Below are 24156 nucleotides of genomic sequence, written 5' to 3'. Positions count from 1 at the left end.
GCCGTGGGCGGCGATCAGGCCGGCGGCAGTTCAGCGCCGCAATGCTGGCAAAAACGGGCTTCCAGCAGATGGCCTTCGGTCAGGCATTCATGGCAGCGCCGCGTGGTGGGGGGAGCCTGCGGCTCGCGGCGTTGCTGCACCATCTCGGAACTGACAATGCCCGTGGGCACCGCCAAAGTCCCCCAGCCCAGCAGCATCATGGCCGAAGAGATGAAACGGCCCAGATCGGTTTTGGGCGTGATGTCGCCGAAGCCCACCGTGGTCATGGTGGTGATGGCCCAGTACATCGAGGTCGGGATGCTGCTGAAGCCGTTTTCCGCCCCCTCCACCAAGTGCATCACCGTGCCCACCACCAGCACGATCATCATCACCACCGACAAGAAGATCAGGATCTTGCGCCGTGTGGCCACCAGCGCCCGGCCCAGGGACTGGTACTCGCTGATGTAGGCCGATAACCTGAAAATGCGGAACACGCGCAGCAAGCGCATGACCCGCACGTCGATCAGCAGGTGCAACTCGGGCACGAAGAGCGCCAGGTAAGTGGGCAGCAAGGCCAACAAATCGACCACGCCAAAAAAGCTGGTCGCATAGCGCCAGGGGTGGCGCACACAGATCAGGCGCGCCAGGTACTCCAGGGTGAACAGCGCCGTGAACACCCATTCCGCCACATTGAACACCCCGCCCAGAGACTGGCGCAAGGTCTGCACGCTGTCGGCCAGCACCACGCCGACGCTGACCACGATCAAGGCAAACAAGGCGTAATCAAAAAAGCGGCCTGCGGGTGTGTCGGCCTCAAAAATGATGCGAAACAGGCGCTCGCGCCAAGGGCTCAGGGCATGTTGCGGCTGGACCTGAGGATGCAGAGATGACTTCATGGTCGAAGTGTAGGGGCGCCCGCAACCGGCTTCCGCACGGCCACCACCGCCCGGGCGCGAAACCACACCCGTTCAAACGGGCAAGCGAAAGCGCGCCACCTGGGTCGACAAATGGGTGGCTTGCTCGCGCATGGCCGCCGAGGCAGCTGCGGTTTGCTCCACCAAAGCCGCGTTTTGCTGGGTCATGCGGTCCAGCTCCTGCAGGGCTTGGCCCACTTGGTTGACGCCCAGGCTTTGCTCCCGCGAACCCGAGGAGATTTCATCCAGCAAGGCATTGACGCGTTGGGCCGAACTGACGATGTCTTCGATCGTGCTGCCCGCGCGCCGGACCACGCTGGTGCCCAGCTCCACCTGCTCCACGCTGGTGCCGATGAGGGACTTGATCTCGCGTGCCGCCTCGGCGCTGCGCTGGGCCAGCATGCGCACCTCACCCGCCACCACCGCAAAGCCCCGGCCCTGCTCGCCCGCACGCGCGGCTTCCACCGCCGCATTCAAGGCCAGGATGTTGGTCTGAAACGCAATCCCGTCGATGGTGCTTATGATTTCGGCGATGCGGTTGGACGAGCTTCGGATCTGATCCATGGTGAGCACCACCTCCCCCATCACCTGACCGCCATGGGTGGCGGACTGGGCATTCTGGCGCGCCACACGCGAGGCTTCATCCGTGTTGCCATGCGTGACGTTGACCGTGGCTGAGATTTGCTCCATCGAAGCCGCCGACTGCTCCAGGCTGGCGGCGGCCTGCTCGGTGCGGGACGACAAGTCCATGGAGCCCGAGGCCACTTCGTTGCTGGAATGCACGATCTGATCGCTGGATTGGCGCACCTGGGTCACCATGTCGCGCAAAGAGCGCTGCATGTGGCGCAGCTCCAGCATCAGTTGCGCCGCCTCATCGCGGCCCCAGGGGGACGGCGAGGTCGTCAAATCGCCCTCGGTCATGGCGCGCAGGTGGCGGCGGGTCTCCTTCAGCCCCCCATCCATCACGCGGTAAAAGCTCAGGAACAGGTAGCCGGCAAACAGCACCGCCGCCACGGTGATCGACACGTTCAACACCAGCAAACGCTGGGTGTCAGCGCGCAAGTCATCGACGTAAATGCCTGAACCCACCACCCAGCCCCAGGGCTCAAAGCCTTTGACATAGCTGATCTTGTCGACCGGATGGTCCAGCCCCGGCTTGGGCCACTGGTAATTGACAAAGCCCTCGCCCTTGGCTTTGACCACGGCCACAAAGGCTTTGAACAGGGCCAGGCCATTGGGGTCCTTCAAGTCCGACACGTCTTTGCCATTGAGCTCCGGCTTGTAAGGGTGCATGACCACATGCGGATGCAGGTCGTTGATCCAGAAATACTCGTTTTTGTCGTAGCGCAACTCACTGATGGCCTGCTTGGCCATGCCCTGGGCTTGCTCGCGGCTGATCTGACCAGCGACTTCTTGTCGATGGGCCCAGACCATCAGGCCATGGGCGATTTCCACATGTTGCCGGGTGGCGTTCTGGCGGGCCTCCAGGGCTGTTTGGGTGTGGGTGTCCAGTTGCCAGGCCAGCAGGCCCAGCAGAGGCAGCAAAAAGGCCAAGGAGATGATCAAGGCCTTGGACGCGAAACGCAGCTTGCGAAACAAGCGCACCCCAGGTGCCCAAATCCCGTGGTAGCGAAAGAAGCCTGGGTCGGATTCGCGGCGGCGAATCGGTTCGGGCGGGCGCTTGGGATCCAGAGACAGAATGGCAGACATGCGCGAGGCTCCAAAGGTGAGAGAGACTGAAAATCAGTGTACTTAGTTACAAATTATGTCCATTCTCATGTCAGGGTATTTACCATACTGACGGTCAATTCATCAGAGTGAATGGTGGATTGATGGCGCGGAGCTGCTGATTCAACCGGCGATAGCGTGGTCCATGTGCCGCCAGGCAGACTTGGAGCTGTTTGATTTGTAAGGATTTTCTCAACAAGCCGCCCTCAAGCTCACTGGGTACCGACCTCGCCCAAATCAGAGGCTGTCATCGCCAAGCACGATGGCTCATCCATGAAAAATGCACCGCCATGGGGCATCGACAGGCTTCGTGACGGCAGGCGGCCCTTCGTCGCCAGGCAACCCGCAGTTCTCCCCGGTCAGCGTGGACAAACTTGTGGACAAGCCGTGCCCTCTCAGCGGAACAAGGGTCTAAGTCCTTGATTCACAAGAACAATGCTTAAAGCGCCTCATTTTTAGGCAGGGGACAACTTTCGACGCCCTGACCGGGGCTCCAAGTGCCCAAAGACGCCGACGGGGAGCAGATCGAAGCCCCCACATCAGGTTGGCACTGGTGATCGAGGCGGGACCTGGAAAGCGGGCCCAGTTCTCCCCGTCAGCCTGGGACAAGCTTGTGGACAAGCCGTGCCCAGGGCGTTGAAGGCCACGCTAAGTCCTTGATTTCAAAAGACAGTACTTGCACTGCCTGCCATTTAAGCAAACGCATCAGCAAGCGCTTTGCAGGCCCACGCGCCCTCAGGCCAGCAGCCCCGCCGGCACATGCCGCCCCAGCCCGTTGGGCACCGACTCCGAGGGCAGGACAAACACCGACACCGCCGACACCAGGTCATGGGCTTGCGCTTGTAAGCCCTGCGCGGCTGCGGCACTTTCCTCGACCAGTGCGGCGTTTTGCTGAGTCACCTGATCCATCTGGGTGATGGCCAAGCCGACTTGGCTCACGCCGGCACTTTGCTCAGCACTGGCCACGCTGATCTCACTGACGATGGTGCTCACGTTTTGGATGGCCGCCACCACCTCTTCCATGGTGCGCCCAGCTTGGCCCACCAAACGGCTGCCATCTTCAACCCGCGCCACACTGTCGGTGATCAGGGTGTTGATCTCCTTGGCGGCGGCCGCGCTGCGCTGGGCGAGGTTGCGCACCTCGCTGGCCACCACGGCAAAGCCCCGGCCTTGCTCACCGGCGCGCGCAGCCTCCACCGCAGCGTTGAGGGCCAGGATGTTGGTCTGGAAGGCGATGCCATCGATGACACCAATGATGTCCGCAATGCGGTGCGAGCTGTCGTTGATCCCCTGCATGGTGCTGACCACCTGCCCCATGACATGGCTGCCCTTCAGAGCCACCTGGCTGGCTGTGTCCGCCAAGCCGTGGGCGTGGTGGGCATTGGCCGCGTTCTTTTTGACGGTTGAGTCCAGTTCTTCCATCGACGCAGCGGTTTCCTGCAAGGCCGAGGCCTGGCGCTCGGTGCGCTCGCTGAGGTCGTGGTTGCCCGTGGCGATTTCGCCGCTGGCCGCCGCCACCTGGCGGGCATTGCGGCGCACGGTGCTGACGGTGTGCAACAGGCTGTCCTGCATGCGGCGCAGCGCCCCCAACAAGCGGGCAGTTTCGTCGCGGCCGCGAACCTCGATGTTTTGTGTCAAATCGCCTTCAGCCACCCGATCGGCCACCCCCATGGCCAGGGTCAGGGGGCCGGTGATGCTGCGGATGATGAACACCGCCACGCCAATGCTGGCCAGCACGGACAGCAGCACCATGCCCAGGGCCCAGCCGGTGGCCTGGGCAATGTTGCGCTCGGCATCCTGCTCATCGCGGGCTGCACGCTCATTGACTCGCACCACCACCTGGTCAATGACCTGGCGATGCGCTTCATAGGCGCGCCGGATTTCGGCCGTGGCCGCCGTCACCGCGGCAGCGTCCGAACGCTGCACTGCAGGGAACAACTGAGATTCGAACAGGCTGAAAATTTGCAGGGCCGGCACATGGGCCTGTTCCAGAATCAAGCGAGCCAAGTCGGGCTCCAGTTGGGCCTGCTGCCAATACTGGCGCCGCTTGTCATAGTCTTTGCGCAAGGCCTCCATGCGCTGGCGCAGCGCGGCTTGCTCAGCCGCCCCGGACGTGTCGGCGAACTGCAGGGTGACGAGATAAGGCTCCAGCACGTACAAGGGCGGCGGCAAGACATCCGCCACCAGGTCCTTGCTCTGGACGATGCGCTGGTACAGCGGGCCGTTGACCTTCAGTTCATTGAGGGTGTGGAAAGACCACCCTGCACACAGGCCAAATCCCAGAACAAACACCCCCAACAGGAGGACGAAACGGGTGCGAATGGTGGTGTTGGACAGGGTCATGGTGGCCTCAAAAGGTGAAGGCTCGTGGATCTTCCTTGATACCGAGCCCGCAGCGAAGATGAGTTCGCTGACGTACGAAAGCTTTTTTGTGCCGAATTGATTTGATATTTATGATTTTATTGATTTATTCAATCCTGTAAAGTGATTTTATTTACCATTTATAAGGAGGAATGCCTGGACTCAGACGCAAAAAAGCCGGGACACGCCCGGCTGCTGCTTGGGTGTTGAGGGGGCCGACTCAGGGGCTTGGCTCGGCCTCCTGCAAGGCTCGCCACATGACCTTGCCGCTGCCGCTCTTGGGCAGGGCCTGCACGAACTGCACCACGCGCGGCACCTTGTAGACGGCCATGTTCTCGCGGCACCAGTCAATGATCTCGGCCTCGGTCACATGGGCGTGGCTGGCCCGTAGCACCACCACGGCTTTGACCGACTCCCCCCGGTACGCGTCTTTGGTGGAGATGATGCAAGCCTCCTGGATGGCCGGGTGGCGAAACATCAAGGCCTCCACCTCGGCCGGCCAGACCTTGAAGCCCGAGGCATTGATCATGCGCTTGAGCCGGTCGGTCATGAAGAAGTAACCGTCCTCATCAACCCGCCCCATGTCCCCCGAGCGGAAGAAGCGCTTGCCCTCGAGCTCGATGAAGGCACTGGCCGTGGCGTCGGGTCGCTTCCAATAGCCCTGGAACACCTCGGGGCCGTGGATCACGATTTCACCGGCCTCGCCCTGGGGCAGCTCTTGCAAGGTGTCAGGGTCGATGACGCGGGCCTCGGTGCTCATGAACGGAATGCCCAGGCACTGCTGCTTGGGCGCATCCACCGGGTTGGTGTGCGAGGGGGCCGAGGTTTCAGTCAGGCCATAGCCTTCGACATAGCGCAGGCCATAGTTCTCCAGCAGGCGCTGGGCCACGGCCTGGGGCATGGCCGCCCCGCCGCCGCCGATGTAGACCAGGGACGAGAGGTCGTAGCTGGCAAAGTGCGGGCTGGCCAGCAAGTCAATCACCATGGTGGGGATGTTGGTCCAGTTCGACACCTTGTAACGCGAGATCAAACGCCCGGCCAAATCGCGGTCCCAGCGCGGCATCAGAACCAGCGTGCCCCCGGTGTAGATCGTGGTGTGCATCACACTGACCATGCCCGTGATATGGAACATGGGCACCACGCACAGGACCACACTTTCGGGCGTGGCCGTGCCCCACAGGCTGCCCGCCACGGCGTTGTGCATGATGCTCGAATGGATGTGGATGCACCCCTTGGGCAGGCCCGTCGTGCCACTGGTGTAAGGCAGCAGGGCCATGTCCGTCCCGCACGTCGAGGGTTCGGGCGCTGGGCCTTGGCCCTGCACCGCCTCGCTCCAGCTGCTGACTTGACCGCCCTCCAGGGTGGGCAGTGCGTGCTGGGTCAGCAGCCAGGACTCCCAAGCCGCAGGCAGGGTTTCGCCCTGCATCTGTGTGGGATCAAAACCGTCGGTGAATTGCGTCACGATCAGGTGCTGCAGGCGCTGCGCCTCGGGCAAGGCGTTGCTGGCGCGGGCCAGCTCGCCCGCCAGGTCCCCCGTGGTGAAGGCCACCTTGGCGTCAGGGTCGACGATGTAGTGTTTGAGCTCTTCGGCCCGGTTCATGGGGTTGACGGGCACCACCACCGCGTTGGCGCGCAGGATCGCGAAATGCGCGATCACCAATTGCGGGCAGTTCTGCATGCTGAGCAGCACGCGGTCCCCCCGGCGCACACCCAGCGCATGCAGCCGGGCCGCAAGCTGCTCGACCTGGGCCATCAACTCGGCATAAGGGTACCGGCGCCCCAAGAAGACCAAAGCCGCCTTGTCGGGGTAGCGCTTGGCGCTGACGGCCAGGTTGTCCCACAGCGGTGTGGCAGGCGGGGTGATGGCGTGCGGTAGGCGTTTGGGCCAGAACTTGTAGTGCGGTCGCATGAGGTCTCCTTGAGGCTCAGCTTACAAGCCCCCCTGCTCACGCACATCGGGGAAGCTCCGGGGGCCTCAGGTCGCCTGGGTGACCGACGGCAGCCCCGGGCTTGGGGCTGCAAACCAGCAGCCAGGGCCCCATCACACGATACCCATTGGATCGGACATCGCCGCGCCTGGGGACTCAGCTGTTGATCTGCGCCCAGGCCTTGTCCAGGCGTTTGACGCTGACTGGCTGGGGCGTGCGCAGTTCCTGCGCAAAGAAGCTCACGCGCAATTCCTCCAGCAGCCAGCGGAACTCCTGCATGCGCGCGTCCACCACGCCCTTGCGTTCGGCCACCAAGCGCCAGTAACGCTGCTCCTGCGGACGCAACTCGGCCAGACGGCTGGTGTCACGCGCCGGGTCGGCCCGGTACTTGTCCAAACGCAAGGTGATTGCCTTCAGGTAGCGCGCAAAGTGCTGCAATTGGCCCCAGGGGGTTTGCGACAGGAACTTCTTGGGCACCAAGCGCTGCAATTGCTGAGCGCAGTCGGCGCTGGCCTCGGGGGCGTTCTTGCTGTCCTTGATCTTGCGCGCCGCAGCGGCGTACTCCACCAGGATGGTGCCGGCCAAGCGGGCGACCTCATTGGCAATCAGGGTGAGGCGCCCTCGCCCTTCCTCGATGCGGCGCTTGAAAGCGTATTCGTCCGTGGGCAGCGGGTCGAGCAAGAAGGCACGCTCCAGCGCCAGGTCCAGGATCTGCTCGCGCAACTCCTCCTGCGTGCCCAGGGGCATGAAGGCCACGGCCATCTTTTGCAGCTCGGGGATGTTTTTCTCGAGGTACTTGAGCGCGTCCTTGATCTGCAGCGCGAACAAGCGGCGCAGGCCGGCGCGGTGCTTGGTGGCCGCCACCTCGGGTTCGTCAAACACCTCGATGCTGACGGCGTCACCCCCATCGATCAGGGCGGGAAAGCCAATCAGGGTCTGCTGGCCCCGGCGGATCTCCATCAGCTCGGGCAGCTCGCCAAAGGTCCAGGCGGTGTAGCGTTGCTCGGCACTGCGCGCCGGCGCCGCCGGCGGAGCGGCCGTGGCCGCCTTCTTGCCTTGGGTCGCTGCAGCGGTCGACACAGCCGCGGCAGGGGCGGGCGCCGCCGCCACCTTGAGGCCCGCCAGGGCCTGGAAGGCCCCGCGTGCCTTGGAGCCCAGCTCCGCCTTGAGCGCGCCCAGGTTGCGCCCCGTGCCCAGTTGCCGCCCGTGCTCATCGACGATGCGGAAGTTCATGAACAGGTGCGGCGCCAGCATGTCGAGCTTGAAGTCGGCCCGCTTCACATCCAGCTGCACCTGCTCGCGCACCAGCTTGAGCAAGGCTTCGGTCAGGCTGCCATGGCCAAACACGGCGGGCTCGTTGAGCTTCTCGGTCAGGCGCGTGGCGCTTTCGGGCAGCGGCACCAGGCGGGCGCGCGGCTTTTGCGGCAGGCTTTTGAGCAAGGCCTGCACCTTGTCCTTGAGCATGCCGGGCACCAGCCACTCGCAGCGGTCTTCATTGACCTGGTTGAGCACGAACAGCGGCACATCCACCGTCACACCGTCCTTGGCGTCGCCGGGCTGGTGCAGGTAGGTGGCCACGCAATCCACGCCGCCCAGGCGCACATGGCGCGGGAAGGCGCTGGTGGTGATGCCGGCCGCCTCGTGGCGCATCAGCTCTTCACGGGTCAGCTGCAGCAGCTTGGGGTTGAGGCGCGAGGCCTCCTTGAACCAATGCTCCAGCGTGGCGCCGCTGTACACGTCGGCGGGCAGCAGTTGGTCGTAGAAGGCGTAGATCAGCTCTTCGTCGACCAGCACGTCCTGGCGGCGCGATTTGTGCTCCAGGTCCTCGACCTGGCGGATCAGTTTTTGGTTGGCGGCCAGAAAGGGCAGGCGGGTCTCGAACTCACCCTCGACCAGGCCCTGGCGGATGAAGATCTCGCGCGCGGCCACCTGGTCGATGCGGCCATAACTGATGCGGCGGCCGCTGTAGACCACCAGGCCGTAAAGCGTGGCGCGCTCATAGGCCACGACCTCGGCGCTGCGCTTTTCCCAGTGCGGGTCGAGCATCTGTTTCTTCAACAGGTGGCCGCCAATCTGCTCCAGCCACTGGGGCTCGATGTTGGCAATGCCGCGGCCGAACAAGCGGGTGGTCTCCACCAGCTCGGCGCAGACAATCCAGCGCCCTGGCTTCTTGCGCAGGTGGGCGCCAGGGTGGCGGTGGAACTTGATGCCGCGCGCGCCCAGGTACTCGCCTGAGGGGGCTTCTTCCTCCATCTTCCAGCCCACGTTGCCCAGCAGGCCAGCCAGCATGGACAGGTGAATCTGCTCGTAGCTGGCGGGGTTGCGGTTGATGACCCAGCGGTGCTCGGTCACCACGGTCAGCAACTGGCTGTGGATGTCGCGCCACTCGCGCAGGCGGCGCACATTGATGAAGTTCTGCCGCAGCAGGTTCTCGTATTGGCGGTTGCTCAGCTTGTGGGTGGCAGCCACCGGCTCGGGTGGCGCGATGATGGCCGGCGCCTGCAAGCGCTGCGCCACCGGCAGAACGGCCGCGCTGGCCCGGCGCTGGGGCGGCGGTGGTGGCGCGACCTGGCCCCGCTTGGTCAGGGCAATGGCACCGCCCTTGGCGTCGGCCAGCCACTGCCAGAGGCGGATGTAGCCGCTGAATTCGCTCTTCTCATCGTCCCACTTGGCATGCGCCTGGTCGGCCTGCGCCTGAGCCTCCATGGGGCGGTCGCGCACATCCTGCACCGACAAGGCGGCGGCGATCACCAGCACCTCTTCGAGCGCATTGCGCTCGCGCGCCTCGATGATCATGCGGCCCACGCGCGGGTCCAGCGGCAGGCGGGCCAGTTCCTGGCCCATGGGGGTCAACTCGTTGGCGTCGTCCACCGCGCCCAGCTCGGACAGCAGTTGGTAGCCATCGGCAATGGCCCGACCGGATGGCGCTTCGAGGAAGGGGAACTCCTCCACCACGCCCAGGTGCAAGGACTTCATGCGCAAGATCACGCCGGCCAGCGAACTGCGCAGGATTTCGGGGTCGGTGAAGCGCGGGCGGCCGGCGAAGTCTTTTTCGTCGTACAGGCGGATGCAAATGCCGTCAGCCACCCGACCGCAGCGGCCGGCGCGCTGGTTGGCGGCCGCCTGGCTGATGGGCTCGACCAGCAGCTGCTCCACCTTGCTGCGGAAGCTGTAGCGCTTGACGCGCGCGGTGCCGGCATCGACCACGTAACGGATGCCGGGCACCGTGAGCGAGGTTTCCGCCACGTTGGTGGCCAACACGATGCGCCGGCCCGTGTGACCGTCAAAAATGCGGTCCTGCTCGGGCTGGGACAGGCGGGCGAACAGCGGCAGGACCTCGGCGCTGCGCAGGTGCGGCACATGGGCCAGGTGGCCGCGCAAGTGGTCAGCGGCTTCGCGGATCTCGCGCTCGCCGGGCAAGAAGACCAGGATATCCCCGCCCACCCGGCCCTGCCACAGCTCGTCCACCGCGTCGGCAATGGCCTCGTTCAGGCCGTGGTCGCGTGACTCTTCAAAGGGCCGATAACGCTGCTCGACCGGGAAGGTGCGGCCCGACACATAAATCACCGGGGCGGGCCCCTTGGCCGAGGCAAAGTGCTCGGCAAAGCGGTTCGCGTCGATGGTGGCGGAAGTGACCACCACCTTGAGGTCCGGACGGCGCGGCAGGATCTGACGCAGGTAGCCCAGCAAGAAATCGATGTTCAGGCTGCGCTCATGGGCCTCGTCGATGATCAGGGTGTCGTAGGCCTTGAGCAGCGGGTCCGTCTGGGTCTCGGCCAGCAAGATACCGTCGGTCATCAGCTTGACCGAGGCGTCCTTGGACAGCCGGTCCTGGAAGCGCACCTTGTAACCCACTACCTCGCCCAAGGGGGTCTTGAGCTCTTCGGCAATGCGCTTGGCCACCGAGCTGGCGGCAATGCGGCGGGGCTGGGTGTGGCCGATCAGCTGGCCTTTTTGCCCTGGTGCTGCGTTGAGCTTGCCGCGCCCAAGGGCCAGCGCGATCTTGGGCAGCTGGGTGGTCTTGCCAGAGCCGGTCTCACCGCAGACGATGATGACCTGGTGCTGGGCCAGCGCCGCCATGATCTCCTCGCGTTTGCCCGAGACAGGCAGCGATTCAGGGAATTCAATCTGGAGCGGGGCAGTGGACAAGGGCAGGACCGGTGGGGACAAGACAACCCGACATTATCCCCGACACCTGCGCACCATGCCGCCCCAGCGACAGGCCCCTCGGCCGCACCGATGCCGGCCCAGGCCACGCCAGCCCCCGGGGGCTGTCACCCCCAGCACCCACGGGGCCATCGCGAGGGCCCTAGAATTCATGCCGCTGAGGTGCATGCCTCAGCAACAAGCGTTCTCAGGGCGGGGTGAAATTCCCCACCGGCGGTGATGGCCAGGGCAACCTGGCACGAGCCCGCGAGCGCCCGGCCACCGCTGCGTGGCCGGGGTCAGCAGACCCGGTGTGACCCCGGGGCCGACGGTCACAGTCCGGATGAAAGAGAGCGCGACCCCCTGCCCTGCGGGCCGGCGCGTCCCTGCGCCGGCGGCGGTGCGGGTGTTCGTGCGCACCCTGATTTCTGGCAACCCTTATTGGTCACACCATGAATCAGAAAGACTTTTCCCTTCCTCCCCTCGGCGAAGCCGACTCACTGGCCCCGGTCAGCCTGCCAGCAGGCGCCCGTTTTGCCTTCATTGAAGCCGCCTGGCATGCCGACATCGTGCAGCAGGCGCGCGCCGCCTTCCTGGTCGAAATGGCCCGCCATGGCGTGGGCGCCGACGCTGTGGACGTGATCGGCGTGCCCGGCGCGTTCGAGATCCCGCTGCACGCCAAGCGACTGATCCAGAGCGGCCGCTACCAAGCCATCGTGGCCTGCGCACTGGTGGTGGACGGCGGTATTTACCGCCACGAGTTCGTGGCTCAGACGGTGGTCCAGGCCCTCATGACGGTACAACTGGACAGCGATGTGCCGGTGATCTCCGCCGTGCTGACGCCGCACCACTTCCACGAGCACCTGGAGCACCGCAAGTACTTCCAGAACCACTTCAGCGTGAAGGGCACCGAAGCGGCCCGCGCCTGCGTTCAAACAGTGGCCAGCCTGCAGCAACTGCCCCGGACCTGAGGCCCTCCGCTGCGCCCGGCCCCCAGCCCGCACTGGGGGCTCAGGGGCTGAAATGGCTCCAACCTCAGCCCCTGCACCAGCCCCTCTGCCGGGGCTGAACCGGCGCCAGCAGGCCGCACAGGCGCTCGCGTCCAACCCCGTTACGCTGCACTGCAACAGCAGCGCGCTACACTTTGCAACCCCGCCTTCCGGCCCGCCCTCGGCGAGCGCCCGAAGATTGCCTGCCACCCCGCTCTGCCGCACGCTCCACGCCCATGTCCGCTGTCTTCAATTTCACGTTTGTGCCTTGGTTTCGCTCCGTGGCGCCTTACATCCACATGCACCGGGGCAAGACCTTTGTGGTGGGCATCGCCGGCGAGGCCATTGCGGCCGGAAAGCTGCCGCACATCGCACAGGACTTGGCCCTGATCCAGAGCATGGGCGTGAAAGTGGTGCTGGTGCACGGCTTTCGGCCTCAGGTGAACGAACAACTGCGCGCCAAGGGTCAGGAGCCCAAGTACGCCAACGGCATCCGCATCACCGACGAGATCGCCCTGGACTGCGCCCAGGAGGCCGCGGGCCAACTGCGCTACGAAATCGAAGCCGCCTTCAGCATGGGCCTGCCCAACACGCCCATGGCGGGCTCCACCGTGCGCATGATCTCGGGCAACTTCCTGACCGCGCGCCCGGTCGGCATTGTGGATGGCGTGGACTTCAAGCACTCGGGCCTGGTGCGCAAGGTGGACGTGGCCAGCATCCAGCGCTCGCTGGACTTTGGCGCCATGGTGCTGCTGTCGCCCTTTGGCTTCTCGCCCACCGGCGAGGCCTTCAACCTGAGTATGGAAGAAGTCGCCACCCGCGTGGCCGCAGAAATGCAGGCCGACAAGCTGATCTTCCTGACCGAGGTGCCCGGCATCCGCCTGGATCCGCTGGCCCCCGAGGGCGAAGACAACCCCATCGACACCGAGCTGCCCCTGGCGGCCGCCGAAAAGCTGTTGCTCAAGTTGCCCAAGGCCGAGGTGCCCACCGACACCGCCTTCTACCTGCAGCACTGCGTGCAAGCCTGCAAGGCCGGCGTGGAACGCAGCCACATCCTGCCCTTTGCAGTGGATGGGGCCTTGCTGCTGGAGGTCTATGTGCACGACGGCATCGGCACCATGGTGGTCGATGAAAAACTCGAAGAGCTGCGCGAGGCCACCGCCGACGACGTGGGCGGCATTCTGCAACTCATCGAGCCCTTCGAAAAAGACGGCACCCTGGTCAAACGCAGCCGCACCGAGATCGAGCGCGATATCGAGCTCTACAGCATCATCGACCACGACGGCGTGACCTTTGCCTGCGCCGCGCTGTACCCCTACCCCGAGGCCCGTACCGGCGAGATGGCTGCGCTGACCGTGTCGCCGCAGAGCCAGGGCCAAGGCGACGGCGAAAAAATCCTCAAACGCATCGAACAACGCGCCCGCGCCATGGGTTTGCAGAGCATTTTTGTGCTGACCACCCGCACCATGCACTGGTTCATCAAGCGCGGCTTCCAACCGGTCGACCCCGACTGGCTGCCCGAAGCGCGCAAGCGCAAGTACAACTGGGACCGCAAGAGCCAGGTGCTGGTGAAGAAGTTCTGACGGGAACGCCCCTGGGTTTCCCCCAGGATCAGCGGCAAAAGAACAGATTCAGCGCGACAACCGGGCTCCAAAGCCGCCCCGGCGCGCTATATTGCGTGGACCGTCCCCAGCCCAGCGCCACTGCCGATGGGCGGCTGGGGAAAAAACTGTTTGCCAACGCCGCATCCGACCCACCATGACCGAACCGACCGACTCCCTCTTTGTCCACAGCCAAAACGAAGTCGACGTGCACTTCCGATTGGGCCAGCTCACGCGGCAACTGCATGACTCGCTCAACGCCCTGGGCATTGCCGAGAAGCTGCATGGCGCGGCCGAAGAACTGCCGGACGCCAAGAGCCGCCTCAGCTACATCGCCCGACTGACCGGCGAAGCGGCCGAGAAAGTGCTGAACTCGGTGGACAAGACCAAGGAGGCGCGCGAACCTGTGGACGTGGAAACCCGCCGCCTGACCGAGCTGATCGAGCGCTACCCAGGCACCACCTTCACCGGCAAGGACTTGCTGACCTACCTGCACCTGGTCAGCCGCTCCAACGCGGCGATGGACGAGAACCTGACCGACATCATGATGGCGCAGGACTTCCACGACCTCACCGGCCAGGTGATTGCGCGTGTGGTCAACCTGGCCTCGGACATCGAGAAACAGTTGCTCGACCTGCTGGTGAGCACCGCGCCAGAAGCGGGCGGCAACAGCACCCCGATCGCGACCAAGGACCTGCAAGGTCCGGTGGTCGACGGCCAGGCCAACCGCGAAGTGGTGACCAACCAGTCGCAGGTCGATGACCTGCTGGCCAGCCTCGGCTTCTGAGCGCCCAGTCAGCCAAGAAAAAACCGGCCGCCAGGGCCGGTTTTGCTTTGGGGCGTGGCGCGCCGCAGCTCAGAAGCCAGAGCGGGAGCCCGCCTGGCGCTGACGGATCAAGCCCAGCACCGCGCCCGTGCCCAGCAGCACAAAGGTCACAAAAGACCAATTGGCGATCGAGCCACCGAGAAAGGTCCAGTCCACCGCAGCACAGTCGCCGCTGCCCTTGAACACCATGGGGATCACGCGTTGCAGCGGGAAGGCCTCGATCATGCCGTACAGGTCGCGCCCGCAGGTCATGATTTCAGGCGGGTTCCATTGCAGCCAGCTCTGGCGGGCGGCGACAAAAGCGCCAAAAGCCGATGTCACCAGGATCAGGCCGCTGCCCAGCAACCAGGCGCCCCGGCGCGACGACAAAGCGGCCAAGGCCGCCCATACCGCGACCAACAACAAGGCATAGCGCTGGACGATGCACATGGGGCAAGGCTCCAGGCCCACCACGTGTTGCAGGTACAGCCCAAAAGCCAGCAAGGCCAGGCAGGTGGCACTGGCCAGCGCCAGCAAGAGGCGCGGTGCGCGATCAAACCAATTCAGCAGAAACAAGTCACTGTCCTTCAACAAACACGCGGGCTCGGCGCGGTGTCACCACCAGCGTCTCGCCTTCGCGGAAGCCCAATTCACGGAATTGCTGCGCAGGGATCTGCGCCTCAATGATCGTGTCCTGAGCGGGATTTTCCGCTGGTTTGTTGGATTCGGTCGGAATAAGTTCCAAACGTGCGATCGGTCCCACCACAATCGCGCGGCTCAACTGGGCCACGATCCCGCTGGGGCGGCCCGATGCATCCACGCCCGCACCAGGCGAGTAGCGCTCCACATCGAGGTCGTGCGGGCGCACATAGGCAAACGCCTTGGCGTTTTGCGCACTGGCGTGCTCAGGCGAATCGAGCTGCAAGCCATCGAGGTGGACCAAGCCCTCGTGGGCGCGACCGTGAAACAGGTTCACGTCACCCAGGAAGCCGTAGACAAAGGGGCTGGCCGGATGGTCCCACACTTCTTGCGGCGAACCACTTTGCTCGACCTGGCCCTGGTTCATCAGCACCACGCGATCGGCCACTTCGAGGGCTTCTTCCTGGTCGTGGGTGACGAAGATGCTGGTGACATGCAACTCGTCATGCAGGCGGCGCAGCCAGCGGCGCAGCTCTTTGCGCACCTTGGCGTCCAAGGCACCAAAAGGCTCATCGAGCAACAGCACTTTGGGCTCGACCGCCAGGGCGCGCGCCAAGGCGATTCGCTGGCGCTGGCCACCCGAAAGTTGGGAGGGGTAGCGGTCGGCCAGCCAGTCCAGTTGCACCAGCTTGAGCAGGTCGTGCACCTTGGTTTTGATCTGGGCATCGCTGGGGCGCTGAGCGCGGGGCTTGACGCGCAGGCCGAAGGCGACGTTTTCAAACACCGTCATGTGACGAAACAGCGCGTAATGCTGGAACACGAAACCCACTTGGCGGTCGCGCACATGCACGTCGGTGGTGTCTTCACCCGAGAACAGAATGCTGCCCGCGTCGGCGGTTTCGAGGCCGGCAATGATGCGCAGCAAGGTGGTTTTGCCGCAGCCCGAGGGGCCGAGCAAGGCAATGAGTTCGCCCGAGTCGATGTCGAGGCTGACGTCCTTGAGGGCGTGGAAGTCACCAAAATGCTTGCTGACGTTGCGGATCTGAATGCTCATGAAATGGGTCCTCAGCTGGCTTAGACAGCGGGGGTGGAAGCGATGGGGGCAGTGGGTGTGTGGGGAGCTTCGGGCGGCTGAGCCTCGGCGTCACGCATCTCTTGCGCGTGGCGCCACTCGACCAACGACTTGATGACCAAGGTCACCAAAGCCAGCAAAGCCAGCAAGGAAGCCACGGCGAACGCCGCCACGGACTGGTACTCGTTGTAGAGAATTTCGACATGCAGCGGAATGGTGTTGGTCTGGCCCCGGATGTGGCCCGACACCACGGACACGGCGCCGAACTCGCCCATGGCCCGGGCGTTGCACAGGATCACGCCATAGATCAGACCCCACTTGATTTTGGGCAGGGTTACCAGCCAGAAGGTCTGCCAGCCACTGGCGCCCAGCACGATGGCGGCTTGCTCTTCGTCGCTGCCCTGGGCCTGCATCAGCGGGATCAGCTCGCGCGCCACAAAGGGGAAGGTCACGAACACTGTCGCCAGCACAATGCCCGGCACGGCAAAGATGATCTTGATGTCATGCTCGGCCAGCCAGGGGCCAAACCAGCCTTGGGCACCGAACATCAGCACATAAATCAGACCAGCCACCACGGGTGACACCGAAAAAGGCAGGTCGACCAGGGTCGTCAAAAAAGACTTGCCTGGGAATTCAAACTTGGCGATCGCCCAAGCGGCAGACACGCCAAACACCAGGTTCAGCGGCACGGCGATGGCCGCCGTGATCAGGGTCAGGCGAATGGCGGACCAGGCGTCCGGCTCCTTCAAGGCCTCGAAGAAAGGGCCCACGCCTTTGCGCAAGGCCTCGGTGAACACAGCCGCCAGAGGCAAGACCAGGAACAGGAACATGAACACCAGAGCGATGCCGATCAAGGTCCATTTGACCCAGGTGGCTTCGGTGGTGCCTGCTTCAATGCGGGAAACTGGGGCTTGGCTCATGCGGGGGCTCCGGTGTGGCGACGCTGCCAGGCTTGCAGCGCGTTGATGACCAGCAGCAGCACGAAGGAGATGACCAGCATCACCACGGCCACGGCGGTGGCGCCGGCGTAGTCGTATTGCTCCAGCTTGCCGATGATGATCAGCGGGGTGATCTCAGACACCATCGGCATGTTGCCGGCGATGAAGATCACCGAGCCGTACTCGCCAATGGCCCGTGCAAAGGCCATCGCAAACCCGGTCAACAAGGCGGGGGCAATCGAGGGGAAGATCACGCGGGTGAAGGTCTGCCAACGCGTGGCGCCCAGGCAGGTCGCGGCTTCTTCCAGCTCTTTTTCTGCGTCCTCCAGCACCGGTTGCACCGTGCGCACCACGAAGGGCAGGCCAATGAAGATCAGCGCCACCACAATGCCTGCGGGCTTGAAAGCGAGCTGAATGCCGTGGGGCTCGAGGTACTGCCCCACCCAGCCATTGCCAGCCAGCAAGGCCGTCAGCGAAATGCCCGCCACGGCCGTGGGCAGCGCAAAAGGCAAATCGACCAAGGCATCGACAATCTTCTTGAACGGGAAGGTGTAGCGCACCAACACCCAGGCGACCAACAGGCCAAACACCACATTGACCAGGGCTGCGATCAGCGAGGCCCCAAAGGTCAGGCGGTACGAAGCCAGCACGCGCGGTGCTGTGACCGCGTTCCAGAACTGGTCCCAACTGAGGGTTGAGGTTTTGAACAGCAAGGCCGACAGCGGAATCAACACGATCACACTGAGGTACAGCACGGTGTAACCCAGGGTCAGACCGAATCCAGGCAACACGCGTTTGGCGCCCCCGGCGCGGCGCACCAGGGGGTTGGCGGGGCTGGCCCCCGTCACAGAAGAAGCACTCATCTTGTTTTACTTGCCACCGGGGCTGTAGAGCTTGTCGAACTGACCACCATCATTGAAGTGGACTTTTTGGGCTTCGGCCAAAGAGCCGAAGTAATCAGACACCGCGAAGAGCTGAATGGGCTTGAACACCTCGGCGTGCTTTTTGAGCACGGCCGCCGAGCGCGGGCGCAGCGCGTGTTTGGCGGCAATTTCCTGGGCTTCATCGGAATACAGGTAGTCAAGGTAAGCCTTGGCGAGATCGCCCGTGCCCTTCTTGGCCACGGTGCGTTCCACCACCGCCACGGGGTTCTCCGCGATGATGCTGATCGAGGGGTGAACCGCGTCGACCTTGCCTGCGCCGAACTCACGGTCCACCGACACCACCTCAGACTCGAAGGTCACCAGCACGTCGCCGATGTTGCGTTGCAAGAAGATGGTGGTCGCGTCGCGCCCGCCCTTGGCCAGCACGGGCACGTTCTTGTAGAGCTTGCCCACAAATTCCGCCGCCTGGGCGTCGGTGCCGCCCTTCTTGCGCACATAGCCCCAGGCCGCCAGGTAAGCCATGCGGCCATTGCCACCGGTCTTGGGGTTGACCACGATGACCTGGATGCCGGGCTTGATCAGGTCATCCCAGTCCTTGATGTTCTTGGGGTTGCCGTTGCGGGTCAAAAACAGCATGGTCGAGCTGGTCGGCGAAGCGTTGCCGGGGAAGCGCTTGGCCCAGTCCTTGGCCACCACGCCGGTGCTGGCCAAGAAGTCCACATCGGTGGTGGTGTTCATGGTCACGACATCGGCGTCCAGGCCGTCATTGACGGCGCGCGCCTGGGCGCTGGAGCCACCGTGGGCCTGGTCGACCTTCACGTCCTTGCCGGTGGTCTTCTTCCAGTGCGCCACAAATGCAGCGTTGTAGTCCTTGTAGAACTCACGCGCCACATCGTAGGAGGCATTGAGCAAGGTGGTTTGAGCGCTGGCCAGAGAGCCAGCGGCCAGGGCCAAGGCGGCCAGGGTCAGCTTGAAGTGGGTTTTCATGTCGATTCAAGAGTCGGTTGGAGAGGGGCCGAGGCCACGCCCAAAGCGAGGTCGCCAGCCAGCGACTGCAACAACGCCAAACCCAGAGGCCATTCACCATGCCCAGACTCGACATGGATGTGGCCGGCGTCCTGCAAGCGAACAAACTCGCTGCCCCAGGATCGGGCGTAAGCCCCCGCCAGGCGGATCGGACAGAAGGGGTCGTTGCTGCTGGCCACAAGGATACTTCGATATGGCAAACGCTCACACGGCGCCGGGGCAAAGTCACTCAGCACGGCGCGGCGCTCGGGGTCGGCTGGCGCCACCAACAGCGCGCCTTGAACGCGCCCCAGGACCTCGGTGGGCAGATGCACCACCGCCATGCAACCCAGGCTGTGGGCGGCCAAGACCACAGGGCCGGAAGCCTCCTCGATGGTGCGCGCCAAAGAACCCACCCAAGCCGCCCGGCTGGGGGTAACCCAGTCGTCTTGGTGCACCCGTTTCGCCGTCGGCAAGCGCTCGGCCCACAGGCTTTGCCAATGGCCTGGTCCGGAATCGCGCCAGCCCGGCACGATGATCACTGAAGGGGTGGCCGCCATGCGCTCAGTCCCTGGCGAGGACCCGGCGCATTGGCCGGATCATGCAGCAGTGGACAGAGATGAGATGGGGCATAGGGCATCCTTGACTTGGGTTAGGCTGCGATTCTGCGAAGAAACACTTAAAACAAGAACGAATACTTCGTTGTTTGTTTATCCGTAATTCAACATATAGATTGACCACGGGGCCCCTGCCGCCTTGCGCGGACCGCAGAGCGCGCCCTCACAGCCTCCCGACTTGAGCCCAGGGACGGCAGCCAGGTCATCCCACCCGCCCCCGCCCTGCAGAGACCTGAACCCAGTGGGTCAAGCCATGCAGCATGACGATCACAGCGCCCCGGCTGATTAGCTACACCAGCAAGACAATCAATTCCAAAATTGACGGCTTATCAAAGATTGGATCGGCCTGGACAATATTCCCATCGCCCCAGCGGCATTCAACACCTCAGGATTGACCATGAAACTGCTTCACATTGACTCCAGCGTCCTTGGCGACAACTCCGTGTCGCGTCAACTCACGGCCCAGACCGTGGCCCAATGGAAGGCCAGCCATGCCGACCTCGAGGTGAGCTACCTGGACCTGGCGACCCAAGCCCCCAACCACCTGAACATGGATTCGCTGGGCTTTCGCCTGCCCGCTGGCACGGCCGAACTGAGTGCCGTGCAGCAACAAGAAAACGCGATCTCGGAAGCCCTGGTGAGCCAATTCCTGGCCGCTGACGTGATCGTGGTGGGGGCGCCGCTGTACAACTTCAGCATCCCCAGCCAACTGAAGGCCTGGATCGACCGCATCTGCCAGGCCGGTCGCACCTTCCGCTACACCGCCAACGGCCCTGAAGGCCTGGCAGGCGGCAAGAAGGTGGTCGTGGTGTCCACACGCGGCGGCAAGTACGCCACCTCGGAAGCCGGTCGTGCCATGGAACACCAAGAAACCTACCTGACCACGGTGTTCGGCTTCCTCGGCATTCGCGATGTAAGCATCGTGCGCGCCGAGGGCCTGGCCATGGGGGACGCGGTCAAGAGCGAAGCACTGGCCTCGGCCCAGGCAGAGATCGCCGCCTTGGCGTAAAGCCATCCCTGGGCCCATGGGCCCGGCCTCCCTGTCAAGCAAAACGGCCCGTCAAGGGCCGTTTTGCTTGATACCCCCCGCGTCACGCCTGGGTGCTGAGATTCAAGCGCCGCCACAGGCGAATCAAGCGACCCGGCTCGTGCAGGCTGAAGGCCTTGCGGGCCAATTGCGGCACGTGCCAAGTCGCTCGCGTGCCGGCCAAAAAGGTCGCCGTGTCGCCCGGCTTCAGGGTGAACTGGCGGCCCTGGTAGGTGACTTGCACCTCGCCCTCGAGCAGGTGCACGGTTTCATCAATCCAGAAATGCCACTCAAAAGTGCTGGGGCCATCACAGGCCCACAAGCCCGTGGTGGTCCGCCCATCGTGTGAGCGCCTAATTTCCGTCGCCCGAAAATTGGGCTTGCCATCGATCACCCACTCCGGGTTGACCTGGAATTCGGACAGGGGCCGGTGCACCGAGCCGTCCGAGGCGGGCTCGGCCCGTTTCAAATAAAGCGCTGCGTCCACCAAACTGGTGGCTGCCAGCGCCAACAGAGCCCCTCCCAGGGCTGCAGCAATGGTCTTCTTCATAAGTGTCAAGAATTATGAAGTTGATTGACCATTCAGCCAAGTTTCCTGACCGCTTACCCCCATCCCACGGGGGTGTTCGCGGGAGGAATTCACACACAGCGAAAGCACGAACGAGCAGCCGCTCCGCGCTGTGCTGCCACGCCACCCAACGCGGTTTACTTGAGCAGGTCTTTGACCTTGTCCAGCGCTGCCTGGGCGCACTGCTCATCCAAGTGCCCCCCCGGTGCGCCACCCACGCCCACCGCACCAATGGTTTCGTTTCCGACCTTGATGGGCACGCCACCGCCAACCAGCAGAAAACCAGGGATGTGCACCAGGTTGGCGGCGGCAGGGTTCTTTTGGGCGTTTTCCATCATCGCCAGGGTGGTGTTTTTGGCCGAGGCCGAGGTGAAGGCTTTTTGCTCGCTCGCGCCCAGGGTGTGGGGGCCCGCCAGGTCCGCGCGCTGCACGGCGCGGACACTGCCAGAGCGGTCCACCACGGTGGCCGTGACGGCGTAGCCATTGGCAGCGCAACTCGCCACGCTGGCGGCGGCAATTTGGTTGGCCAGTTCCAAGGACATGTTGCGCTCGGTGCGCACCGCTTGGGCCTGGGCCGCGCCCGCCATGCACAGCGCCACAGTGATCAGGGCCAAAGGTTTTTTCATGGTGTCTCCAAAAAGGTAGGGGCCGGAAGGCCGAAGGAAGCGGTGCCAAGCACCGTGCCGCTACTTTAGAAAACGAGTCCTGCCCCGTCCATTCGGGCGCCTACGCGTGCGCCTGCGTAGAACTACGGAGCCGCTGGCGTAGCCCCCTCCACCGCAGCCAGGGTCTCGACCAGTTCGGCGTAGCCGCGAATCAACTGGGCCAGGGACTGCGCTTCGAGTTTGGCGAACACATTGGCGCGGTGGGTTTCAACCGTGCGTGGCGACAGGGCCAAGGCACGTCCGATCTCCTTGTTGGTCAGCCCCTGCACGATCAGGCCCAGCACCTCGCGCTCACGCGCTGACAGCTGGGCGAACCGTTGGCGCGCACTGCGGTCAGCCTGCCAACGTTGGCGCGATTTCACGTGCTGGCGCACCGACGCCTGCAAGGTGTCGATCAGCAGTTCGTCATCGACAGGCTTTTCGAGAAACTCCGTGGCGCCCGCCTTGAACGCCCGGCGGCACAAATCCACCGTGCCATGCCCGGTCAGCATGATCACGGGCTGGTCCACCCCCTGGGCCACCAAGCTGTCCAACAGGCTCAGGCCACTGATGCCCGGCATGCGCACATCGAGCACGATGGCGCCAATGCCCTCACGGTCGAACTCCGCCATGAAAGCCTGCGGGTCGGCCCAGGTGCAGACCCGCAGGCCAACGGTGCCGATCAGCAAGGCCAGGCTGGCGCGCACGGCCTCATCGTCGTCGATCAGGTGGATCACAGGAGACAGCGTGGTGTTCATGGCGAGGCCAGCGGTAATGAAAGGGTAAATTCAGCGCCCCGAGGCGAGGCCTGTGCCGCCGTCAGCGAGCCCCCCATCCCCGAAGCCAGGGTCTCGCACAGGCTCAGCCCCAAGCCCAAACCCCCTTCCCGGGTGCTGAAGAAGGGTTGAAACAAGCGCGTCATGACCTCAGGACTCAGGCCAGGGCCATTGTCTGTCACGCGCAGAGCCCCCATCGGGCCTTGGGCGACCAGGCGCAGCGTGATGCGGCCCGAGGCGGTCGGCGTGCTGTCCAGCGCCTGCAAGGCGTTCATGAGCAGGTTGTGCACGATTTGCTCGACCGCCACGGGGTCGGCCAGCACGGCGGGCACCGGTGAGGACAGGATCAACTCCGCCTGAACTTGGCGCCGTAGCAGCTCTGGTTCCAGCAAATGCAGGGCCCCCCGCACACAGGCCTCCAGGTCAAGGGCTTGCAGCGCCTGGCCCAGGGCCGGTCGCTCGACCACACGGCGCAAGCGCCCCACCACGTCGGCAGCACGGCGCGCTTGCTGAACAGCCTGGGCCATGGCCTCGCGCACCAGAGGCAGTTCGGGCGCTTCCTCATCCAGCAAACGCGCTCCCGCCCGGGTGTTGGCCAGGATGGCCGTCAGCGGCTGGTTGAGCTCATGGGCCAGGCCAGCGGCCAATTCGCCCAGGGTGTTGAGGCGACTCACCTGTCCCAGGCGCAGCAGCTCCTCAGCACGTCGTCGGGCTTGCGCCTGCCCACGCCAAGCCCGCCACAAGACGCTGGCGCCCAGCACCAGCGCCAGCCAAGCCCCCAACCCGATCCAGGGCCAGTCCGCCCAGCCCACGCGACCTTGCAGCACCACTTTGAAGGGCTGGCTCTCCGCCGCGAGCTTTTTCTCAAAGTCAAAACGCCAGACAGCGCCCTCAAAACCATCCGACCGAGCGCTCAAGGAGAATGCCGGCCACCCCGGCAAGGCCAAGCGGACGGTGACGGGACTGCCCTGCGCGGGAAAAGGCCACTCCTCCCAAGGCACGGTTTGCAGCAGATCGATTTGCAAGGCATAGGCCCCCGGCCCGGCCGCGGCGACCAGCCCATAGCGCCCTTGGGCCCAATCACGCGCGTCCATGCACAGCGCAGGCTGCGACTGCGCGCGCGAGCTGCGCTCGGCCGCCTCTGCGCACGCCCAGTCAGCCGGCCAAGACTGGCCCGCCAAGCGTTGGCGCACTTGCACGATTTGCGGGTAGACCTTGGACAAGGCCTGCAGACCTGACAGCGCCAAGGAAGGCGGTGCGGCGGAGCCCATCCCCACCGTGGCCAGGGTGGCCAAAATGGCGTCGTGCTGCACCACCCGCTGGCTCAGCAGGCGGTGGGCAATGCGGGCCTGGGTGTCGAATTCCTCGTGCAACTGCGCCACGCGCCACTGCAGCAGGGCCACGACACCGAGGCAAGCGAACAGGCCAGCGGCCAGCCAGGGCGCGTGTCGGGACCAATGAGAGCGGACGTGCATCGCCCGATTTTGCACCCCTCAGGGCATCGCCCGAGGCGGTGCGCCCGCCCCCCGGTGCCG

At 64.3% G+C, this 24156-nt stretch carries 19 protein-coding genes and 1 riboswitch; of the genes, 4 read left to right on the top strand and 15 right to left on the bottom strand.

The window, feature by feature from the left end; all coding sequences use genetic code 11:
* Window positions 1-14: 14 nt before the first annotated feature.
* The 5 genes from PSQ39_RS10050 to hrpA form a co-directional block, all read right to left on the bottom strand.
* Window positions 15-875 (bottom strand): ion transporter, encoded by an 861-nt coding sequence (locus tag PSQ39_RS10050; protein ID WP_273926633.1) that lies wholly within the window; start codon window positions 873-875, stop codon window positions 15-17.
* 72 nt (window positions 876-947) lie between these two features.
* Window positions 948-2603: a methyl-accepting chemotaxis protein gene (locus tag PSQ39_RS10045; RefSeq protein WP_273926632.1), complete on the bottom strand. Its 1656-nt coding sequence runs from the start codon at window positions 2601-2603 to the stop codon at window positions 948-950.
* 753 nt (window positions 2604-3356) lie between these two features.
* Window positions 3357-4964, bottom strand: coding sequence for a methyl-accepting chemotaxis protein (locus PSQ39_RS10040; RefSeq protein WP_273926631.1), 1608 nt, complete (start codon window positions 4962-4964; stop codon window positions 3357-3359).
* A gap of 238 nt (window positions 4965-5202) precedes the next feature.
* A complete protein-coding gene (locus PSQ39_RS10035) occupies window positions 5203-6891 on the bottom strand; it encodes a long-chain fatty acid--CoA ligase (protein ID WP_273926630.1) in 1689 nt (562 codons plus the stop codon).
* Between the two features lie 175 nt (window positions 6892-7066).
* Complete coding sequence (hrpA, locus tag PSQ39_RS10030; protein WP_409242022.1) at window positions 7067-10990, bottom strand: ATP-dependent RNA helicase HrpA; 3924 nt, start codon at window positions 10988-10990, stop codon at window positions 7067-7069.
* 266 nt (window positions 10991-11256) lie between these two features.
* Window positions 11257-11415: riboswitch (FMN riboswitch) on the top strand.
* A gap of 93 nt (window positions 11416-11508) precedes the next feature.
* Between hrpA and PSQ39_RS10025 the strand changes: the two genes are divergently transcribed.
* The 3 genes from PSQ39_RS10025 (at window position 11509) to PSQ39_RS10015 (ending at window position 14433) form a co-directional block, all read left to right on the top strand.
* Window positions 11509-12027 (top strand): 6,7-dimethyl-8-ribityllumazine synthase, encoded by a 519-nt coding sequence (locus PSQ39_RS10025; protein ID WP_273926628.1) that lies wholly within the window; start codon window positions 11509-11511, stop codon window positions 12025-12027.
* 254 nt (window positions 12028-12281) lie between these two features.
* Window positions 12282-13628 (top strand): amino-acid N-acetyltransferase, encoded by a 1347-nt coding sequence (gene argA / locus PSQ39_RS10020; RefSeq protein WP_273926627.1) that lies wholly within the window; start codon window positions 12282-12284, stop codon window positions 13626-13628.
* A gap of 175 nt (window positions 13629-13803) precedes the next feature.
* A complete protein-coding gene (locus PSQ39_RS10015; RefSeq protein ID WP_273926626.1) occupies window positions 13804-14433 on the top strand; it encodes a protein phosphatase CheZ in 630 nt (209 codons plus the stop codon).
* Window positions 14434-14502: 69 nt separating this feature from the next.
* Here the strand turns inward: PSQ39_RS10015 and PSQ39_RS10010 are convergent, their stop codons facing one another.
* From PSQ39_RS10010 to PSQ39_RS09985, 6 genes are read right to left on the bottom strand one after another with little or no spacing between them, the layout of a single operon-like run.
* Entirely contained in the window at window positions 14503-15027 is a 525-nt protein-coding gene (locus tag PSQ39_RS10010) for a disulfide bond formation protein B (protein WP_273926625.1), read from the bottom strand.
* A gap of 1 nt (window position 15028) precedes the next feature.
* Window positions 15029-16144: a sulfate/molybdate ABC transporter ATP-binding protein gene (locus PSQ39_RS10005; protein ID WP_273926624.1), complete on the bottom strand. Its 1116-nt coding sequence runs from the start codon at window positions 16142-16144 to the stop codon at window positions 15029-15031.
* Between the two features lie 20 nt (window positions 16145-16164).
* The gene (cysW, locus tag PSQ39_RS10000; protein ID WP_273926623.1) at window positions 16165-17082 is read right to left on the bottom strand and encodes a sulfate ABC transporter permease subunit CysW; all 918 of its coding nucleotides are present in this window, start codon (window positions 17080-17082) and stop codon (window positions 16165-16167) included.
* Entirely contained in the window at window positions 17079-17963 is an 885-nt protein-coding gene (gene cysT / locus PSQ39_RS09995) for a sulfate ABC transporter permease subunit CysT (protein WP_273926622.1), read from the bottom strand. Before cysT ends, cysW begins: the two co-directional genes overlap by 4 nt.
* 6 nt (window positions 17964-17969) lie before the next feature.
* Complete coding sequence (locus tag PSQ39_RS09990; protein ID WP_273926621.1) at window positions 17970-18971, bottom strand: sulfate ABC transporter substrate-binding protein; 1002 nt, start codon at window positions 18969-18971, stop codon at window positions 17970-17972.
* Complete coding sequence (locus PSQ39_RS09985; RefSeq protein WP_273926620.1) at window positions 18968-19549, bottom strand: RBBP9/YdeN family alpha/beta hydrolase; 582 nt, start codon at window positions 19547-19549, stop codon at window positions 18968-18970. The genes PSQ39_RS09990 and PSQ39_RS09985 overlap by 4 nt, the downstream gene beginning before the upstream one ends.
* A gap of 454 nt (window positions 19550-20003) precedes the next feature.
* On the opposite strand from PSQ39_RS09985, the gene PSQ39_RS09980 reads away from it, so the two are divergent.
* Complete coding sequence (locus tag PSQ39_RS09980; protein WP_273926619.1) at window positions 20004-20615, top strand: FMN-dependent NADH-azoreductase; 612 nt, start codon at window positions 20004-20006, stop codon at window positions 20613-20615.
* An 82-nt stretch (window positions 20616-20697) separates the two neighbouring features.
* Here the strand turns inward: PSQ39_RS09980 and PSQ39_RS09975 are convergent, their stop codons facing one another.
* The 4 genes from PSQ39_RS09975 to PSQ39_RS09960 form a co-directional block, all read right to left on the bottom strand.
* Window positions 20698-21183, bottom strand: coding sequence for a cupin domain-containing protein (locus PSQ39_RS09975; RefSeq protein WP_273926618.1), 486 nt, complete (start codon window positions 21181-21183; stop codon window positions 20698-20700).
* A gap of 155 nt (window positions 21184-21338) precedes the next feature.
* Complete coding sequence (locus PSQ39_RS09970) at window positions 21339-21827, bottom strand: GlcG/HbpS family heme-binding protein (protein WP_273926617.1); 489 nt, start codon at window positions 21825-21827, stop codon at window positions 21339-21341.
* 122 nt (window positions 21828-21949) lie between these two features.
* Window positions 21950-22603 (bottom strand): response regulator transcription factor, encoded by a 654-nt coding sequence (locus PSQ39_RS09965; protein ID WP_273926616.1) that lies wholly within the window; start codon window positions 22601-22603, stop codon window positions 21950-21952.
* Window positions 22600-24096, bottom strand: a complete 1497-nt coding sequence (locus PSQ39_RS09960) for a sensor histidine kinase (protein WP_273926615.1) — start codon at window positions 24094-24096, stop codon at window positions 22600-22602. The genes PSQ39_RS09965 and PSQ39_RS09960 overlap by 4 nt, the downstream gene beginning before the upstream one ends.
* Between the last annotated feature and the right edge of the window lie 60 nt (window positions 24097-24156).

This window comes from Curvibacter microcysteis (assembly GCF_028649455.1).
Taxonomy (GTDB): domain Bacteria; phylum Pseudomonadota; class Gammaproteobacteria; order Burkholderiales; family Burkholderiaceae_C; genus Curvibacter; species Curvibacter microcysteis.
Note: the sequence above shows the minus strand (reverse complement) of the source record. Positions and strands in the feature narration are given on the sequence as shown.

Bases quoted from the DNA above. Each gene is read 5' to 3' on its own strand.
- PSQ39_RS09975 (WP_273926618.1), bottom strand. From the start codon at position 21,183: ATGAAGAAGACCATTGCTGCAGCCCTGGGAGGGGCTCTGTTGGCGCTG.
- PSQ39_RS10005 (WP_273926624.1), bottom strand. From the start codon at position 16,144: ATGAGCATTCAGATCCGCAACGTCAGCAAGCATTTTGGTGACTTCCAC.
- hrpA (WP_409242022.1), bottom strand. From the start codon at position 10,990: ATGGCGGCGCTGGCCCAGCACCAGGTCATCATCGTCTGCGGTGAGACC.
- PSQ39_RS10045 (WP_273926632.1), bottom strand. From the start codon at position 2,603: ATGTCTGCCATTCTGTCTCTGGATCCCAAGCGCCCGCCCGAACCGATT.
- PSQ39_RS09960 (WP_273926615.1), bottom strand. From the start codon at position 24,096: ATGCACGTCCGCTCTCATTGGTCCCGACACGCGCCCTGGCTGGCCGCT.
- PSQ39_RS10025 (WP_273926628.1), top strand. From the start codon at position 11,509: ATGAATCAGAAAGACTTTTCCCTTCCTCCCCTCGGCGAAGCCGACTCA.
- PSQ39_RS09965 (WP_273926616.1), bottom strand. From the start codon at position 22,603: ATGAACACCACGCTGTCTCCTGTGATCCACCTGATCGACGACGATGAG.
- cysW (WP_273926623.1), bottom strand. From the start codon at position 17,082: ATGAGCCAAGCCCCAGTTTCCCGCATTGAAGCAGGCACCACCGAAGCC.
- PSQ39_RS10050 (WP_273926633.1), bottom strand. From the start codon at position 875: ATGAAGTCATCTCTGCATCCTCAGGTCCAGCCGCAACATGCCCTGAGC.
- PSQ39_RS09970 (WP_273926617.1), bottom strand. From the start codon at position 21,827: ATGAAAAAACCTTTGGCCCTGATCACTGTGGCGCTGTGCATGGCGGGC.
- argA (WP_273926627.1), top strand. From the start codon at position 12,282: ATGTCCGCTGTCTTCAATTTCACGTTTGTGCCTTGGTTTCGCTCCGTG.
- PSQ39_RS09985 (WP_273926620.1), bottom strand. From the start codon at position 19,549: ATGGCGGCCACCCCTTCAGTGATCATCGTGCCGGGCTGGCGCGATTCC.
- PSQ39_RS09990 (WP_273926621.1), bottom strand. From the start codon at position 18,971: ATGAAAACCCACTTCAAGCTGACCCTGGCCGCCTTGGCCCTGGCCGCT.
- PSQ39_RS10015 (WP_273926626.1), top strand. From the start codon at position 13,804: ATGACCGAACCGACCGACTCCCTCTTTGTCCACAGCCAAAACGAAGTC.
- cysT (WP_273926622.1), bottom strand. From the start codon at position 17,963: ATGAGTGCTTCTTCTGTGACGGGGGCCAGCCCCGCCAACCCCCTGGTG.
- PSQ39_RS10040 (WP_273926631.1), bottom strand. From the start codon at position 4,964: ATGACCCTGTCCAACACCACCATTCGCACCCGTTTCGTCCTCCTGTTG.
- PSQ39_RS09980 (WP_273926619.1), top strand. From the start codon at position 20,004: ATGAAACTGCTTCACATTGACTCCAGCGTCCTTGGCGACAACTCCGTG.
- PSQ39_RS10035 (WP_273926630.1), bottom strand. From the start codon at position 6,891: ATGCGACCGCACTACAAGTTCTGGCCCAAACGCCTACCGCACGCCATC.